This is a genomic window from Pararhodobacter aggregans (genome assembly GCF_003075525.1).
Classification (GTDB): Bacteria; Pseudomonadota; Alphaproteobacteria; order Rhodobacterales; family Rhodobacteraceae; genus Pararhodobacter; species Pararhodobacter aggregans.
The window spans coordinates 369,749-385,225 of sequence record NZ_QDDR01000003.1 but is presented as its reverse complement, the minus strand read 5'-3'; the positions used below and the strand labels follow the sequence as shown (position 1 = coordinate 385,225).

Below are 15,477 nucleotides of genomic sequence, written 5' to 3'. Positions count from 1 at the left end.
ACCAATGGGAGGAACGATGAGTATCTGGAATTTCACGCGGCGCAAGGTCATGGCCACGGCGCTGCTGGCGGCCTTCGTGCCGACGACCCTTGCCGCCCAGGCCACCTATCACCTGCGCTTCGCCGAGATCGGGCCGCCGCGCGGCGCCCGGGCCGAAGCGATGCAGCAATGGGCGGATGACATCAACACCCGCTCGAACGGGCAGGTCGAGATCGAGTTCTTCTGGGGCGGCGCCCTTGCCAGCCCCTCGGCGATGGTCGAGGCGGTGGGCTCGGGCCTGGCCGATATCGGCGTCGTGGTGGCGGAATACAGCGCCCATCTGCCGCGGCTGCTCTACGCCAACATCGCCTATATCGAGAACGATCCCTGGGTCGCCATGCGCGCGACCTTCGACACGCTGACCCAGGCCGATCCGGTGCACGAGCAGGCGACGGAGAACGGCATCCAGTTCCTGATGAATTTCGCGCCCGGTCCGATCCAGATCCTGAGCCGCGAGCCGGTCCTCTCGGTCGAGGATTTCCAGGGCCTGCGCTACCGCTCGACCGGCGCCTGGCTGACCTGGGGGCAGAACATGGGTGCCATCCCGGTCGCCCTGCCGCTGCATGAAAGCTATCAGGCCATCGAGCGCGGCATCGTCGACGCGATGGCGGGCTTCCTCAGCCCGATGATGGCCTACAAGCTCTACGAGGTGGTGCCGCATGTCACCATGGCCAATGCCGGCCAGACCTCGTCCTACGGCATCACCATCAACAAGGAGCTCTTCGACAGCATGCCGGAGGAGCTGCGCGCCATCATCCTGGAGGCGAGCATCGAGCTGATGGACCATTACGGCCAGGCGCTGATCGAGGAAACCGACGCCATCCGCGCCCAGCTCACCGAGGGGGTCGACGGCTTCCGCGTGCAGTTCCACGACCTGCCCGAGGAAGAGCTGGCCCGCTGGCGCGAACGCGCGGCCTTCCAGATCCCGGAATACATAGAGGAGACCAACGGCGGCGGAGCCGACGGTCAGGCCATCTGGGACATCTATGCGGCCAATCTCGACCGCTACCGCGAGATCGTTGCCACCGAAGGCTATCCGTGGGCCCGGTGAGCCGCCCGGACATGTCGTTCACGGACTCGGGCGCCCGGCGCCCGGGTCCCGGCGCGACCAACGCAATGCGGGGGATAGAGCCTTGAACAGGCTGATCGAACTCTATGACCGGATCATGGTGACTCTGGCTGCCCTGACCCTGACCATCCTGATGACGATGACCACCCTGTCGGCCCTGGGCCGGTATTTCTTCAACCGGCCGGTGCCGGACAATGTCACCGTCAGCCAGATGATGATGGTGCTGATCGTCTTCCTGCCGCTGGCCTATGTGCAGAAGCTGCGGCACCACGTCTCGGTCACGCTGTTCTCCGACTGGTTGCCGCCCGGGGGGCTGCGCAAGCTGGAAGGGTTCGGGCTGTTTCTGAGCCTGATCTTCTTCGGGCTGATCGCGGCCACCGCCGTCGCCGCCACGCTGAAAGCCTATCACATCGGCGAATCGACCCGGGGCGAGCTGGACCTGCCGACCTGGCCCGCGCATGCGGTGATGGCGGTCGGGGTGATCGGGTTCGTCCTGCGGCTGTTTCTGGAGCTGGTCCTGGCGCTGATGGGCAAGAGCACCGCGCAGGAACCCCCGGAAAAGGCTGAAGGCGTCTGACGCTTCAATAAGGAAACAGACAGACCATGGACCCCCTGCTTCTCGGAATTGGCGGGATCGTCGTGATGCTTGCCCTCGTCGCCCTGCGCGTGCCTCTGGCCGTGTCGCTGGGGCTGGTCGGGGTCGGCGGGATGATCCTGCTGTTCGGTGTGCCCGCCAACCGACCCATGAACCTCACCCGCGGTTTCAACATCGCCTGGACCTACCTGACGACCGAGCCCTACGAGGCCGTCGCCAGCTACACGCTGATCGCCATCCCGCTGTTCCTGCTGATGGGCTTCGTCGCCTTCTATTCAGGCTTCACCAAGGACATGTACAACACCGGCCGCGCCTGGATGTCGGGGCTGCCCGGCGGTCTGGCCATGGCCACGGTCGTCGGCTGCGCCATGTTCGCGGCGGTCAGCGGGTCGAGCCTTGCCACCGCGGCGGCCATGGGCAAGCTCGCCGTGCCCGAGATGATCCGCAACAAATACGACAAGGGGCTGGCGACCGGCGTCGTGGCGATGGGCGGCACGCTGGGCGCGCTGATCCCGCCCTCGATCCTGATGATCCTCTACGCCATCTTCACCGAGCAATCGGTGGGGCGGCTGTTGCAGGCCGGGATCGTGCCCGGGCTCCTCAGCGCGGGGATGTTCATGCTCTACATCGGCATCCGCGCCACGATCCAGCCGACATGGGCGCCGCGCCCCGGCCGGGTCGGCTGGGGCGAGCGCTTCGGCTCGCTCAGGGGTGTCTGGTCGGTGCTGGTGCTGTTCGTGCTGGTGATGGGCGGGCTTTATTCCGGCATCACCACGGCGACGGAATCGGCCGCGATCGGGGCGATCGGCGCCTATGCCATCTCGTTCCTCGGCCGCCGGATGACCCGTGGCATCCTGCGCAACTCGATGGTCGAGACGGTGGTGCAGACCAGCAGCATCTTCGCCATCGTGGTCGGCGCCAAGATCTTCGTCGGTTTCATCACCCTGACCGGGGTTACGACGGTGCTGTCGGATTTCTTCCTGCACCTCGACATCCCGCCCTTTGCCGTGCTGCTGGTGATCTCGCTTCTCTACATCATCCTCGGCAGTTTCATGGAGCCGCTGGGCATCATGCTGCTGACCCTGCCGGTGGTGATTCCGGTGATCGACGGGCTGGGCTATGACCTGATCTGGTTCGGCATCATCCTCATCAAGCTGCTGGAGATCGGCATGATTACCCCGCCGCTGGGTCTGAACGTCTTCATCCTGAAGGGCGTGGTCGGCTCCGAGGTGAAGCTGGAGACCATCTTCCGTGGTGTGGCGGGCTTCCTGCTGGTCGATCTGGTGACGCTGTTCCTGCTGATGAGCTTCCCGATCATCACGCTCTGGCTGCCAAACGCCCTCTGGAACTGAGGGATCGAGACAGCAAAACGGCCTCCGATCCGCTCGGAGGCCGTTTTCATTTGCCAGGGGGCCAGTCTCAGCCCAGGTCGTCGAGCCGCAGGATGATCTTGCCCCGCGCCGCCCGCCCGTCCAGGGCATTGAACGCCTCCTTGAAGCGGGCGAGGGGATATTCGCCGCCGACGATGGGCCGCAGCGCGCCCGATTGCAGCCAGGCCATGACCTGCGCCACCGCTTTCGCCCGCAGTTCCGGCGCATGGAGCCGCAGCTGCGCCGCATCGACGCCGATCAGCGTGGCGCCTTTCAGCAGCGGCAGGTTGAAGGGCAGCGCCGGGATCTGGCCCGAGGCGAAGCCGACCACCAGGAACCGCCCGCCCCAGGCCATGTGCCGGAAGGCCAGAAGCCCGATCTCGCCGCCGATGGGATCGACGATCACATCGACCCCGCGCTTGCCGGTCAGCGCCTTCAGCTGCTCGCGCCAGTCGGGATCGCCGTAATTCACCACCTCCTGCGCACCGGCCTCGCGGGCGAAGGCGCATTTCTCGGCGCTGGAGGCGGCGCCGATGACCCGCGCGCCCAGCAGCGCCGCAAGCTGGATCGCCGCGCAGCCGATCCCGCCCGAGGCTCCCAGCACCAGCACCGTCTCGCCCTTCCGGACCTTGCCCAGTTCGGTCAGCGCATAGGTGACGGTGACGTAATTGGCGCTGGCGGCCGCGGCGGCGGAGAAATCGACGCCCTCGGGGATCCGCTCCATCGACCGGGCGGGGATCACCGCCTTCTCGGCCATCGAGCCGTTCCAGACCAGCCCCATGACCCGCTCGCCGACCGTGAAGCCCTGAACGTTGTCGCCCAGCCGCTCGATCACCCCGGCGAATTCGCTGCCGGGGATGAAGGGCAGCGGGTCGCGGGTCTGATAGAGGCCCTGCACCTTCAGCCCGTCGACGAAGCCCACGCCTGCGGCATGCACCCGGACCAGCGCCTGATCGGGGCCGATGGCGGGTTCGGGCAGGTCCGACAGCGCGATGTCGTTGATGTTCCGGAACTCGGTGACGTGAATGGCGCGCATGGCTTCTCCGGTCGTTGGCGAGGGGAGCGGGTGCGATCCGCTCTTTACATTTCAATGGAAGTACCATTAAAACAGTTGGACCGCAACGGCCCAGAGGCCCGTGCGACGGACCGGGAGGATGGGACGTGCAGACAACAGACGGCAGTGTCGACCTCGGCGCCGTGGCCGCCTGGATGGACAGCGCCGGTCTGGGGCAGGGACCGATTGCCGAGGCCCGGCCGATCCCCGGCGGCACCCAGAACGTGATGCTGCGGTTCCGGCGGGCAGACCGGGCCTATGTCCTGCGCGCCCCCGCCGCCACGGCCCGGATCGACCCCAACCGCATTGTGGGACGTGAAATCCGCCTGCTGAAGGCGCTGGGCGGTACCTGCGTGCCCCATGCGGCGCTGATCGCGGCGTGCCAGGACGAGGGCGTCATCGGGCGTCTGTTCTACCTGATGGCCGAGGTCGACGGCTTCAACGCCAGCGAGACGCTGCCCCCCCTGCACGCTGGCTCCGCCGCGATCCGTCACGGCATGGGCCTGGCCATGGTCGACGGCGCCCTCTCGCTTGCCGCGGTCGATTACCGGGCGGCGGGGCTGGAGGATTTCGGCCGGCCCGAGGGGTTTCTGGACCGCCAGGTCGCCCGCTGGTCCGCCCAGCTGGACGGCTATCACGAGTATCCCGGCTGGCCGGGCCCCGCGGCGCTGGGTCCGGTGCGCGAGGTCGCCGACTGGCTGGAGGCGCATCGCCCGGCCAGCTTCCTTCCCGGCATCATGCATGGCGATTACCACATGGCGAATGTCATGTTCCGCCCGGACGGCCCCGGACTGGCCGCGATTGTTGACTGGGAACTGGCGACCATCGGCGACCCGCTGATCGACCTCGGCTGGCTGCTGGCCACCTGGCCGGATCAGGGACCCTCGCGACCGGCCGAACGGGGGATGATCCGTTGGGACGGGTTGCCGCGCCGCTCGGCTCTGGTGGCGCGCTACGCCGTCGGGACCGACCGCGATCTGTCAGCGGTCGAATGGTACGCGGTCTTCGGCTGCTACAAGCTCGGCATCCTGCTGGAGGGCACCCATGCAAGGGCCTGCGCCGGGCAGGCGCCACGCGATACCGGCGACCGGCTGCATGCCGCCGCCTGCCGATACCTCGCCCGCGCGCAGGATCTGACGCGCGAGGGCATCCGTGACTGAGGGGGGCGACGTGGATTCCTTGTTCGATCTGACCGGCAAGGTCGCCGTCGTCACCGGCGGCTCGCGCGGGCTGGGGTTGCAGATGGTCCGGGCCTTTGCCGAGCGCGGGGCGGATATCGTCGTCGCCAGCCGCAAGATCGCCGCCTGCGAGGAAGTGGCGCAGGAGGTCCGCGGGCTGGGCCGCCGGGCCATCGCGCTCTCGGTCAATGCCAGCCACTGGGCCGATATGGACCGGCTGGTCGCCGCGACCTGTGACACCTTCGGGCGCATCGACATTCTGGTGAACAATGCCGGCATGGGCCCCGCGACCCCCTCGCACGAGATGTCGGAAGAGCTGTTCGACAAGGTGACGGCGGTCAACTTCAAGGGGCCCTACCGCCTGGCATCGCTCGCTGCGCACCGGATGGCGCAGGGCGAGGGGGGCAGCATCATCAATGTCTCCTCCTCGGCCTCGCTGCTGCCGGTGCGGAACACCACCGTCTATTCCGGCGCCAAGGCCGCGCTCAACGCGATGACCGTCTCGCTGGCGCATGAATATGCGCCGAAGGTCCGGGTCAATGCGATCCTGCCGGGGCCGTTCCTGACCGACATCTCCAAGGCCTGGACCGAAGAGATGCGCAGCCGGGCGCGCAATGCCCTGGGGCGGCCGGGCCGGGCGGAAGAGATCGTCTCGACCGCGCTCTACCTCGCCAGCCCCGCCTCCAGCTTCACCACCGGCGCGCTTCTGCGCTGCGATGGCGGGATGATCTAGGGCGGTAAATTGGCGGTTGATTATTAAATGGTAGTACCATACTCATGACCCTGACTTGGGAAAGGGCGGGTGGAGCAGACGATGACCTGGGACTTTCAGACCGATCCGGACTTTCAGCAAAAACTCGATTGGGCCGCGACCTTCGTCCGTGAGGACGTCGAGCCGCTGCAATACGTTCTGGACAGCGCCTATGACGTGGCGAACCCGCTGTTCCAGCGTCTGGTGCGGCCGCTTCAGGCCGAGGTCCGTCGGCAGAAGCTCTGGGCCTGCCATCTGGAGCCTGAACTCGGCGGCGAAGGCTATGGCCAGGTCAAGCTGGCGCTGCTGAACGAGATCCTCGGCCGCGCCCGCTTTGCCCCGGTGGTCTTCGGCGCGCAGGCCCCCGACAGCGGCAACGCCGAGATCCTCGCCCGCTTCGGCACCCCCGAACAGAAGGAACGGTTCCTGAAGCCGCTTCTGGCCAATGAGATCGTCTCGGCCTTCTCGATGACCGAGCCGCAGGGCGGGTCGGACCCGACCCAATTCCGCACCATGGCCGTGGCCGATGGCGATGATTGGGTCATCAACGGCGAGAAATGGTTCATCTCCAGCGGCCCCTTCGCCGCCTTCCATATCGTGATGGCCGTGACCGACCCCGAGGCGAAGCCGGTCAACCGGCTGTCCATGCTGCTGGTCCCCGCCGACACGCCCGGGATCGAGACCCTGCGCGTGTCCTCCATCGCCGGGCACCGCACGCCCTCGCATTCCTATTTCCGCTACACCGATGTCCGGGTGCCCCGGGCGTCGATGCTGGGCGCGCCGGGACAGGGTTTCGCCGTGGCGCAGACCCGTCTGGGCGGCGGGCGCGTGCATCATGCGATGCGCACGCTGGGCGAGGCGCAGAAGGCCTTCGACATGGTCTGCGAGCGGGTCATCTCGCGGCAGGCGCAGGGCGGGCGGCTGGCCGACAAGCAGATGGTGCAGGAAAAGATCGCCGACAGCTGGATCGAGATCGAACAATTCCGCCTGCTGCTGATGCGCACCGCCTGGCGGATCGACCATTACAACGATTACCTGAAGGTCCGCCGCGACATCGCCGCGATCAAGGTGCAGATGCCGAAGCTTCTGCATGACGTGGTGGCCCGCGCGCTGCACCTGCACGGCGCCTATGGCATCTCGGACGAGCTGCCGTTTCTGGGCATGATCGCCAATTCCTATGTCATGGGGCTGGCCGACGGACCGACCGAGCTCCACAAGGTCACCGTCGCCCGTCAGACCCTGCGGGATTACACGCCCAGCCCGGATCTGTTCCCGGACTACAGCCTGCCCAGCCGGCAGGCCGCCGCCGACGAGAAATTCCGCGACCTCCTCGAGGGGCTGGCCCTTGAGGCGGCGCATGGCTGAGCGGGCGCTGCGGCTCGATACGGGAGATTACCGATGACATTGAAGATGGCGGGCGGCGAAACCCTGTCGCGGGACGCGTTCAGGCAACAGGTCGGACGGGTGGCAAGCGCGCTTGTGCAGGAAGGCCTGCGCGAGGGGGATTGCGTCGCGCTGCTGCTGCGCAACGACCTGACCTTTCTGGAGGTCGAGCAGGCGGCGGCGATCACCGGCATCCTGGCGGTGCCGCTGAACTGGCACAACGCGCCCCAGGAAACCCGCTATGTGCTGGAAGATTGCGGCGCGAAGGTCGTGGTGGCGCATTCGGATCTCTATCAGGTCGCGGGGCCTGCGGCCTTCCCCGCAGGGGTCAAGGTCGTGATCCTGTCGACGCCCGCCGCGGTGCGCGAGGCCTTTGCCCTGCCGCCCTCGACCGCCGATCTGCCCGAGGGCGCGGTCGAATACACCGCCTGGCGCGATGCCTGCACACCGACCTTCAGGGACAACGCGCCGATGCCCAGCAGCGTGATCTACACCTCGGGGACCACCGGGCACCCCAAGGGCGTGGTGCGCATTCCCCGGACGGCGGAACAGGCGCTGGCCTCGCGCAATGCGCTGATCGCCTGCTATGGCCTGACCGGCAGCGATGGCGCGCTGGTCCGCACGGCGATCATCGGGCCGCATTACCACGCAGCGCCGACGGTCCACGCCAATTTCTGCTACGGGCGCGGCGCGGATATCGTCGTCGTCCCCCGCTTCGACGCCGAGGAATTGCTGGCGCTGATCGAGAAGGAGCGCATCACCCATCTGAACATGGTGCCGATCATGTTCTCGCGCCTGCTGAAGCTGCCGAAACAGGTCCGCGCCGCCTATGACCTGTCGTCGCTGCGCTATATCTCGCACGCGGCGGCGCCCTGTCCGCCCGATGTGAAGCGGGGGATGATCGACTGGCTGGGGCCGATCATCAGCGAATTCTACGGCTCGACCGAGATGGGCAACATCACGCTCTGCTCCTCGCCGGAATGGCTGGAACGCCCCGGCACGGTCGGCCGCAAGCTGCCGGGCGCCGGGCTGCAGATCGTCGACGCGGCGGGCAACGAGGTTCCGCCCAACACCATCGGCACGATCCTCGGCCGCGCGCCGGGAATCACCGATTTCGTCTATCGCAACCGCGAGGAGGAATCGGCCGCCTGCTTCATGAACGGCCTGATCGTGCCGGGCGACGCGGGCTACGTCGATGAGGACGGCTATCTCTTCATCTGCGACCGCAACAAGGACATGATTATCTCGGGCGGGGTGAACATCTATCCGGCCGAGATCGAAGCCGTCCTGCACGCCATGGACGAGGTCGCCGATTGCGCGGTCTTCGGCATCCCGGATGAGGAATACGGCGAGTCGATCTGCGCGCATATCCTCCTGCAGGAAGGCGTGGCGCGCGACGCAAAGGCGATACAGGCGCGGATGCGGGACAGGCTCGCGGGCTACAAGGTGCCGCGCCGGATCGTCTTTGAAGACACCCTCCCGCGCGAGGATTCGGGCAAGGTCAAGAAATTCCATCTGCGCGCGCCCTACTGGGAAGCCGCCGGCCGCCGGATCTGACGGCGCATCCCCACCCAGACACGCGGGGCAAAGCCCCCAACCCGACAGAGGCCCGATGACCGAGGCATATATCTACGACGCGATCCGCACCCCGCGCGGCCGCGGCAAGGCAGGCGGCGCGCTGCACGAGGTCGACCCGATCTCGCTGGTCGTGGGCCTGCTGAAGGCCTTGCAGACGCGCCACGCTCTGGACACGCGGCTGGTCGATGACGTGGTGCTGGGCTGCGTGCAGCCGCGGCAGGAGCAGGGCGGCGACATCGCCCGGACCGCGGTCCTGATGGCGGGATGGGACAGCCAGGTGCCGGGCACGCAGATCAACCGCTATTGCGGCTCGGCCATCGAATCCGTGGCTCTGGCCGCGCAGAAAATCATGTCGGGTTGGGAACATCTGGTGCTGGCGGGCGGCGTCGAAAGCATGTCGCGCGTGCGGATGGGCGGGGCGCCGGGGGCCAGCGACACGCTGCCGGATCTGTCCTTCAAGCTGCGGCAATTGCCGACCGGGGTCGCCGCCGACCTGATCGCCAGCCTTGACGGCGTGACCCGGGCCGAGGTCGATGCCTATGCCCTGCGCTCGCATCAGCGCGCGGCCATCGCGCAGGCCGAGGGTCGATTCCAGCGCTCGCTGGTGCCGGTGGCGGATGAGAACGGGCTGCTGATCCTCGACCACGACGAAACCGTGCGCGCCGATACCACGCTGGAGAAGCTGGGCGCGCTGAAACCCGCGTTCGACCAGATGGGCAAGATGGGTTTCGACGCCGTGGCCCTGTCACGCTATCCGCAGGTCGCGGCGATCGAGCATATCCACACCTCCGGCAATTCCTCGGGCGTGGTCGATGGCGCCTCGCTGGTCATGGTGGGTTCCCGCGAGATGGGCGCGCGGCTGGGGCTGAAACCCCGGGCCCGCGTGCGCTCGGCCGCGGCCATCGGCGATGAGCCGACGATCATGCTGTCCGCCCCCGCGCCCGCCACCGAACTGGCGCTGAAGCGGGCCGGGATGGCGCTGTCCGATGTCAACCTCTTCGAGGTGAACGAGGCGTTCTCCTCGGTCGTGCTGCGCTTTGCTGCGGCGACCGGCGTCGACATGGACCGCATCAACGTCAACGGCGGCGCCATCGCCATGGGCCACCCGCTTGGCGCGACCGGCGGCATGCTGATCGGCACGCTGCTGGATGAGCTGGAGCGCGCCGACAAGCAGGTCGGCGTCGTCACCGCCTGCGTCATGGGCGGCATGGGATCGGCCCTGGTCATCGAAAGGGTCTGAGGCGTGAGCAAGGAATCGACTATGGACTGCATTCGCTATGACCGCGACGCCGATGGCATCGTGACCCTGACGCTGGACAACCCCGGCAAGTCGGCGAACATGATGAACACCGCCTTCCGCGCCGCGCTGGAACGGGCCGTGGACCGGCTTGAGGCCGAACGCGGCCAGATCCGCGGCGTCATCGTCACCTCGGCCAAGAAGACCTTTCTGGCTGGCGGCGACCTCTCGGCGATCCTGGCGCTGACACCCGGCGATTTCGCCGACGCCTTCCACCGAGCCGAACACACCAAGTCGCTGCTGCGGCGGCTGGAACTGCTGGGCCGCCCGGTCGCGGCGGCGATCAACGGCTCGGCGCTGGGCGGCGGGATGGAGCTGTGCCTCGCCTGTCACGCCCGGTTCTGCGTCGATGCAAAGGGCCTGAAGCTGGGCCTGCCCGAGACGAATCTGGGCCTCATCCCGGCGGCGGGCGGCATCGTGCGGCTGGTGCGGATGATCGGTCTGCAAGCCGCGGTGCCGATGATCGTGGACGGCAAGAGCATCTCTCCCGCCAAGGCGCTGGAGCTGGGCCTCGTGACCGAGGTCGTGCCCGATATCGACACGGCGCTGCGACAGGCCCGCGACTGGATCGCCTCGGGGCCCGAGCTGACCAAGCCCTGGGACCGCAAGGGATACACTCTGCCCGGCAGCACCGAGGCCTATATCGCCGATCCGATGTATCTGCGCACCGCGCCGATCCTGCTGATCAAGAAATCCCGCGGCCGCTATCCGGCGCAGGAAGCGGCGATGCGCGCGGCCTTCGAGGGGGCGAGCGTCGATTTCGACGCGGCATCGCGGATCGAGAGCCGCCGCTTCGCCGAGGTCGGCACCGGGCCGGTGGCCAAGAACATGATAACCACGCTGTTCTTCCACATGCAGGACGCGAATGCCGGCAAGGCGCGTCCCGAGGGCATCGCCCCGCGCAAGGTCTCTCGTCTGGGGGTGCTGGGCGCGGGGATGATGGGCGGCGGGATCGCTCATGCCGCGGCCTCGCGCGGGGTCGACTGCGTGATGAAGGACGCGACGTTGGAGAACGCCGAAAAGGGCATGGACCGGTTGCGCGGCATGGTCGAGGGGCAGATCGCCCGCGGCCACACCAGCCGCGACAAGGCCGATGCGCTGCTGGCCCGGATCCGGCCGAGTGGCGAGGCCAAGGATCTGGACGGCTGCGACCTGATTATCGAGGCGGTGTTCGAGGATCGCGCGCTGAAGGCAAGCGTCACGCGCGAGGCCGAGCCGATGCTGGCCCCGGGCGGGATCTTCGCCTCGAACACCTCGACCCTGCCGATCACCGGGCTGGCCGAGGCCTCGGCAAAGCCCGCGAATTTCATCGGGCTGCACTTCTTCTCGCCCGTGGACCGGATGCCGCTGGTCGAGATCATCAAGGGCCGCGAAACCAGCGCCGAGACGCTGGCCGGGGCGCTCGATTTCGTGCAGCAGATCGGCAAGACGCCCATCGTGGTGAACGACAGCCGCGGTTTCTTCACCAGCCGCGTCTTCGGCACCTATATCCGCGAGGGCGCGCAGATGGTGGAAGACGGCATCTCGGCCGCGCTGGTCGAGAATGTCGCGGCGGATGCCGGGCTGCCGGTCGGCCCGCTGACCGTTCTGGATCAGGTCTCGCTGAGCCTGACCCATTCCGCCCGCCAGCAGGCCCTGCGCGATGCCGAGGCCGAGGGCACCACCCTCGCCCCGGCGGCGGGCTACGGGATCATCGCCAGGATGGTCGAGCTGGGGCGTCCCGGCCGGGCCGGGGGCGGCGGGTTCTACGATTACGGCGCGGATGGCAGCAAGACGCTCTGGCCCGGGCTGGCCACGCAGTTCAACGCGGGCTCGGCCAGCATCGACGCGAAAGAGGTCGAGGATCGCCTGCTCTATATCCAGGCGATCGAGGCGATCCGCATCTTCGAGGAAGGCGTGGTCGAGACGGTGCGCGACGCCAATGTCGGCTCGATCCTGGGCATCGGCTATCCGCGCTGGACCGGCGGCGTGCTGCAATTCGTCACCATGATCGGCACCGCGGCCTTTGCCGCCCGCGCCGATGCGCTGGCCGATGCGCATGGCGAACGCTTCCGCCCGCCCGCCCTGCTGCGCGAGAAAGCCGCGCGCAACGAAGCCTTTGTCTGACCGTGAACCGAAGGAGTGTCCCGCATGACCACTGACGTCACCTCCCCCCGCGAGGACCAGCTGATGGGGATCGGCTTCGACCCCAAGCCGGTCCGCCTGAGCCCCCGCGACGCCATCCTCTATGCGCTTGGCCTCGGCATAGGCGACGATCCGCTGGACTCGCGCGCGCTGGCCTATGTCTATGAAAAGGACCTCTCGGTCTTTCCGACCATGCCCGTGGTGCTGGGCAGCCCGGGGATGTGGTTCGACCGCGCCGGGCTCGATTTCCGCAAGCTGGTCCATGCCGGGCAGACGCTTGAGGTCGTGCGGCGGATCCCGGTCGACGCCCCGATGACCGCCACCAACCGGATCACCGCGGTCTATGACAAGGGGGCCGACAAGGGCGTCATCATCGAGGTCGAGCGTCGACTGGCGACCGAGGATGGCGCCTTGGTCGCCACCACCGTCTCGCAATACCTGTGCCGGGGCGACGGGGGCTTTGGCGGGACGCAGCAGCAGCCGCGAAACGACTGGCAGAAGCCTGACCGCGCGCCCGACGCCCGCATCGAGATCGCCACCCTGCCGCAACAGGCGCTGATCTACCGGCTGAACGGCGACATGAACCCGCTGCATATCGACCCCGAGCGCGCCCGCAGCGTCGGTTTCGACCGGCCGATCCTGCACGGGCTCTGCACCTTCGGCATCGCCGGGCGGGCGATCCTGGCGGCCAAACCGGGCGCCGCGCTGAAGGCGCTGTCGGTGCGGATGGCGAAGCCGGTCTACCCCGGTGAGACGCTCAGGTTCGAGGTCTGGGACATGGGCGCCGATCTGCTCTTCGAGGCCAGCGTGCCCTCCCGCGATGCCGTCGTCCTTGCGGCGGGTCGTGCGCGCGCCGAGTGACGGCCTGCCCGGTCCGGCTCCTCCCGCCGGGCCGGGCTATTGCGGCGCGGGCTGCGTCTCGGTCGGCGAGCGGCGCAGAATGGCCCGATGCGTGGTTTCGAGATACTCGGTCAACAGGGCGATGGCGCGATCAGCCTCGCGCGCCCGCATGAGGCGCAACAATTCCTCGCGGGTGTCGATGACCTCGATCGTGGCGCGGATCCCGGCATCCTTGACGAAGCGCCGCACCACCTCGGAAATCGGCGCGACCAGCAGGGTGTAGATCGGGTTCTTGGTGGCCTGGGCGATGATGGAATAGAACTCGGCGTTCAATTCCATCTGCGTGTCGCGATCCTTGGCCTCGATGGCGACGCGGCTCTTTTCGATATTCTTTTCCAGCAACGCGAAATCGGCATCGTCGGCATGGGCGCAGGCAAGTTTCAGGATCACGTTCATCAGCTCGACCCGGGCTTCGGTCAGGTGCTGCAGGCTGATGCGTTTCAGCGCCATCATGTCGCTGATCGACTGGCTGATGTTCGACCCGTCGCCGTCCAGGATGAAGGCCCCGCCGCTGGCGCCTTTCTGCAACTCCAGCACGCCCGCGCTTTCCAGAATGCGCAGCGCCTCGCGCACCGCATTGCGCGACACGCCGAACTGGATCGCCAGCTCGCGCTCGGCGGGAAGTTTGTCGCCCGGGCGCAGCGTGCCGGTTTCGATCTGCCGCCGGATCTGATCGGAGATCGCTTCGAAAGTGCGAATGCTTTTGACGGGCTTGAACACCGTAACCACACGTCCTCTGTTACTTTTGTTCATGGTACTGCCATTGCGCAGCAAGGGGAACCGGAATTAGCGTGGCGACAGCCGCGCCCTCTCTCCGCGCCCGTTGGCGCCATGGATAACAGACGGCCCGAACCAGGAAGGAAAGCCCTTGGCTGACGACAGATCCCCCGCGCCGGTGACGGCGCTGCGCCCGGCCTTCGACGCCGCCCCTGCCTATGGCGAGGTCCGCGAGATCGCGAAAGGCCTGCTGTGGACGCGGATTCCGCTGCCCTATCAGCTGGACCATGTGAACATCTATCTGGTTCAGGACGGCGAGGGCTGGGCGGTCATCGACACCGGCATCAAGACCGATGCGGCACTCGCGACCTGGGAGCAGCTTCTGGCCGGGCCGCTGAAGGGCAAGGCGATTTCCCGGGTGATCGCCACGCATCACCACCCCGATCACATCGGGCTGGCCGGCTGGCTGTGCGAGAAATTCGATGCGCCGCTGCTCACCAGCTACTCGACCTATATGGGCAGCAAGGTGATTTCGCTTGGCGCCGATGAGGGCATGACGCGCAATCATTTCAACTTCTACACCCGCCACGGCATGAGCGAGGAGGTCGCGGGCGTGGTGGCGATCCAGGGCAACGAATACCTGCGCCGGGTGGCCAACCTGCCGATCACCTTCCTGCGCCTCGTCATGGCCGATGTGCTGGAGATCGGTGGGCGCAGTTTCCGGGTGCTGATCGGCGACGGCCATGCGCCCGAGCAGGTGATGCTCTATTGCGACGACGAGCGGCTTCTTTTCGCCGCCGATCAGGTGATCGAGCGGATCTCGCCCAATATCAGCGTCTATGCGAACGAGCCGAACGGCGATCCGCTGGGCCATTTCCTGCGCTCCTTGCGGTTCCTGCGGCAAGAGATCCCGGGCGATGTGCTGGTCCTGCCCGGCCACCGGCTGCCCTTCTACGGGCTGCATCAGCGTTGCGCCGAGCTGGAGGCGCATCACGAGGAACGCTGCGATCTGATCCGCGAGGCCTGCGCGAGCGCGCCGCGCACGGTGGCCGATCTGGTGCCGATCCTGTTCCCGCGGCCGCTCGACCCGCATCAGATGACCTTCGCCTTCACCGAAACGCTGGCGCATGTGAACCGGCTGGTCCGGCGCGGCGAGATCGAGACGATCCGGCAGGAGGGGCGTCTGGTCAGCGTACCGGCCAGGCGCCCGGGCTGACAGGCCGGGGCGACGCTGGTTGCCGGGGGTATAAATCGGGTCTGGCAGGCGGGGAAGCGGGGGTATTTTCCCCTCGGGCCGGGGCGCGTGCGGGCCATCTTCGGCTTCCGGGGCGGGTGAAGGGGCCTTTCGAATGGTTCTACCATATTGACAAAGGTAGAACCATTTGTATCTTTACCGAGGCTTCGTGCCAAAGGGAGGAAACA

General features: G+C 67.3%; 13 protein-coding genes. 11 read left to right on the top strand and 2 right to left on the bottom strand.

Annotation, left to right across the window (positions count from 1 at the left end):
- Positions 1–16: 16 nt before the first annotated feature.
- The 3 genes from DDE23_RS08920 to DDE23_RS08910 all read left to right on the top strand — a co-directional run bounded on the left by DDE23_RS08920 (position 17) and on the right by DDE23_RS08910 (position 3,055).
- Entirely contained in the window at positions 17–1,090 is a 1,074-nt protein-coding gene (locus DDE23_RS08920) for a C4-dicarboxylate TRAP transporter substrate-binding protein (protein ID WP_157957993.1), read from the top strand.
- Between the two features lie 82 nt (positions 1,091–1,172).
- Positions 1,173–1,685, top strand: a complete 513-nt coding sequence (locus tag DDE23_RS08915) for a TRAP transporter small permease (RefSeq protein ID WP_157957992.1) — start codon at positions 1,173–1,175, stop codon at positions 1,683–1,685.
- A 26-nt stretch (positions 1,686–1,711) separates the two neighbouring features.
- Positions 1,712–3,055 carry a TRAP transporter large permease gene (locus tag DDE23_RS08910; RefSeq protein ID WP_107751605.1) on the top strand — a complete coding sequence of 448 codons (1,344 nt, stop codon included), beginning with the start codon at positions 1,712–1,714 and terminating at the stop codon, positions 3,053–3,055.
- A gap of 67 nt (positions 3,056–3,122) precedes the next feature.
- Here the strand turns inward: DDE23_RS08910 and DDE23_RS08905 are convergent, their stop codons facing one another.
- Positions 3,123–4,109, bottom strand: coding sequence for an NADPH:quinone oxidoreductase family protein (locus tag DDE23_RS08905; RefSeq protein WP_107751604.1), 987 nt, complete (start codon positions 4,107–4,109; stop codon positions 3,123–3,125).
- Between the two features lie 125 nt (positions 4,110–4,234).
- On the opposite strand from DDE23_RS08905, the gene DDE23_RS08900 reads away from it, so the two are divergent.
- From DDE23_RS08900 to DDE23_RS08870, 7 genes are all read left to right on the top strand, one after another.
- Complete coding sequence (locus DDE23_RS08900; protein ID WP_238149937.1) at positions 4,235–5,287, top strand: phosphotransferase family protein; 1,053 nt, start codon at positions 4,235–4,237, stop codon at positions 5,285–5,287.
- Between the two features lie 10 nt (positions 5,288–5,297).
- Positions 5,298–6,038 carry an SDR family NAD(P)-dependent oxidoreductase gene (locus tag DDE23_RS08895; RefSeq protein WP_107751603.1) on the top strand — a complete coding sequence of 247 codons (741 nt, stop codon included), beginning with the start codon at positions 5,298–5,300 and terminating at the stop codon, positions 6,036–6,038.
- A gap of 81 nt (positions 6,039–6,119) precedes the next feature.
- Positions 6,120–7,421, top strand: coding sequence for an acyl-CoA dehydrogenase family protein (locus DDE23_RS08890; protein WP_107751602.1), 1,302 nt, complete (start codon positions 6,120–6,122; stop codon positions 7,419–7,421).
- 33 nt (positions 7,422–7,454) lie between these two features.
- A complete protein-coding gene (locus tag DDE23_RS08885; protein ID WP_107751601.1) occupies positions 7,455–8,996 on the top strand; it encodes an AMP-binding protein in 1,542 nt (513 codons plus the stop codon).
- Between the two features lie 55 nt (positions 8,997–9,051).
- Positions 9,052–10,257, top strand: a complete 1,206-nt coding sequence (locus DDE23_RS08880; RefSeq protein ID WP_107751600.1) for an acetyl-CoA C-acetyltransferase — start codon at positions 9,052–9,054, stop codon at positions 10,255–10,257.
- A gap of 21 nt (positions 10,258–10,278) precedes the next feature.
- Positions 10,279–12,420, top strand: coding sequence for a 3-hydroxyacyl-CoA dehydrogenase NAD-binding domain-containing protein (locus DDE23_RS08875; protein WP_107751599.1), 2,142 nt, complete (start codon positions 10,279–10,281; stop codon positions 12,418–12,420).
- Between the two features lie 24 nt (positions 12,421–12,444).
- Positions 12,445–13,299 carry a MaoC/PaaZ C-terminal domain-containing protein gene (locus tag DDE23_RS08870; protein WP_238149936.1) on the top strand — a complete coding sequence of 285 codons (855 nt, stop codon included), beginning with the start codon at positions 12,445–12,447 and terminating at the stop codon, positions 13,297–13,299.
- A 36-nt stretch (positions 13,300–13,335) separates the two neighbouring features.
- Here the strand turns inward: DDE23_RS08870 and DDE23_RS08865 are convergent, their stop codons facing one another.
- Positions 13,336–14,058, bottom strand: a complete 723-nt coding sequence (locus DDE23_RS08865) for a FadR/GntR family transcriptional regulator (RefSeq protein ID WP_170121821.1) — start codon at positions 14,056–14,058, stop codon at positions 13,336–13,338.
- 148 nt (positions 14,059–14,206) lie between these two features.
- Between DDE23_RS08865 and DDE23_RS08860 the strand changes: the two genes are divergently transcribed.
- Positions 14,207–15,271, top strand: coding sequence for an MBL fold metallo-hydrolase (locus DDE23_RS08860; protein ID WP_238149935.1), 1,065 nt, complete (start codon positions 14,207–14,209; stop codon positions 15,269–15,271).
- The last annotated feature ends 206 nt before the right edge of the window (positions 15,272–15,477 follow it).

Bases quoted from the DNA above. Each gene is read 5' to 3' on its own strand.
- DDE23_RS08905 (WP_107751604.1), bottom strand. From the start codon at position 4,109: ATGCGCGCCATTCACGTCACCGAGTTCCGGAACATCAACGACATCGCG.
- DDE23_RS08910 (WP_107751605.1), top strand. From the start codon at position 1,712: ATGGACCCCCTGCTTCTCGGAATTGGCGGGATCGTCGTGATGCTTGCC.
- DDE23_RS08890 (WP_107751602.1), top strand. From the start codon at position 6,120: ATGACCTGGGACTTTCAGACCGATCCGGACTTTCAGCAAAAACTCGAT.
- DDE23_RS08920 (WP_157957993.1), top strand. From the start codon at position 17: ATGAGTATCTGGAATTTCACGCGGCGCAAGGTCATGGCCACGGCGCTG.
- DDE23_RS08885 (WP_107751601.1), top strand. From the start codon at position 7,455: ATGACATTGAAGATGGCGGGCGGCGAAACCCTGTCGCGGGACGCGTTC.
- DDE23_RS08880 (WP_107751600.1), top strand. From the start codon at position 9,052: ATGACCGAGGCATATATCTACGACGCGATCCGCACCCCGCGCGGCCGC.
- DDE23_RS08870 (WP_238149936.1), top strand. From the start codon at position 12,445: ATGACCACTGACGTCACCTCCCCCCGCGAGGACCAGCTGATGGGGATC.
- DDE23_RS08875 (WP_107751599.1), top strand. From the start codon at position 10,279: ATGGACTGCATTCGCTATGACCGCGACGCCGATGGCATCGTGACCCTG.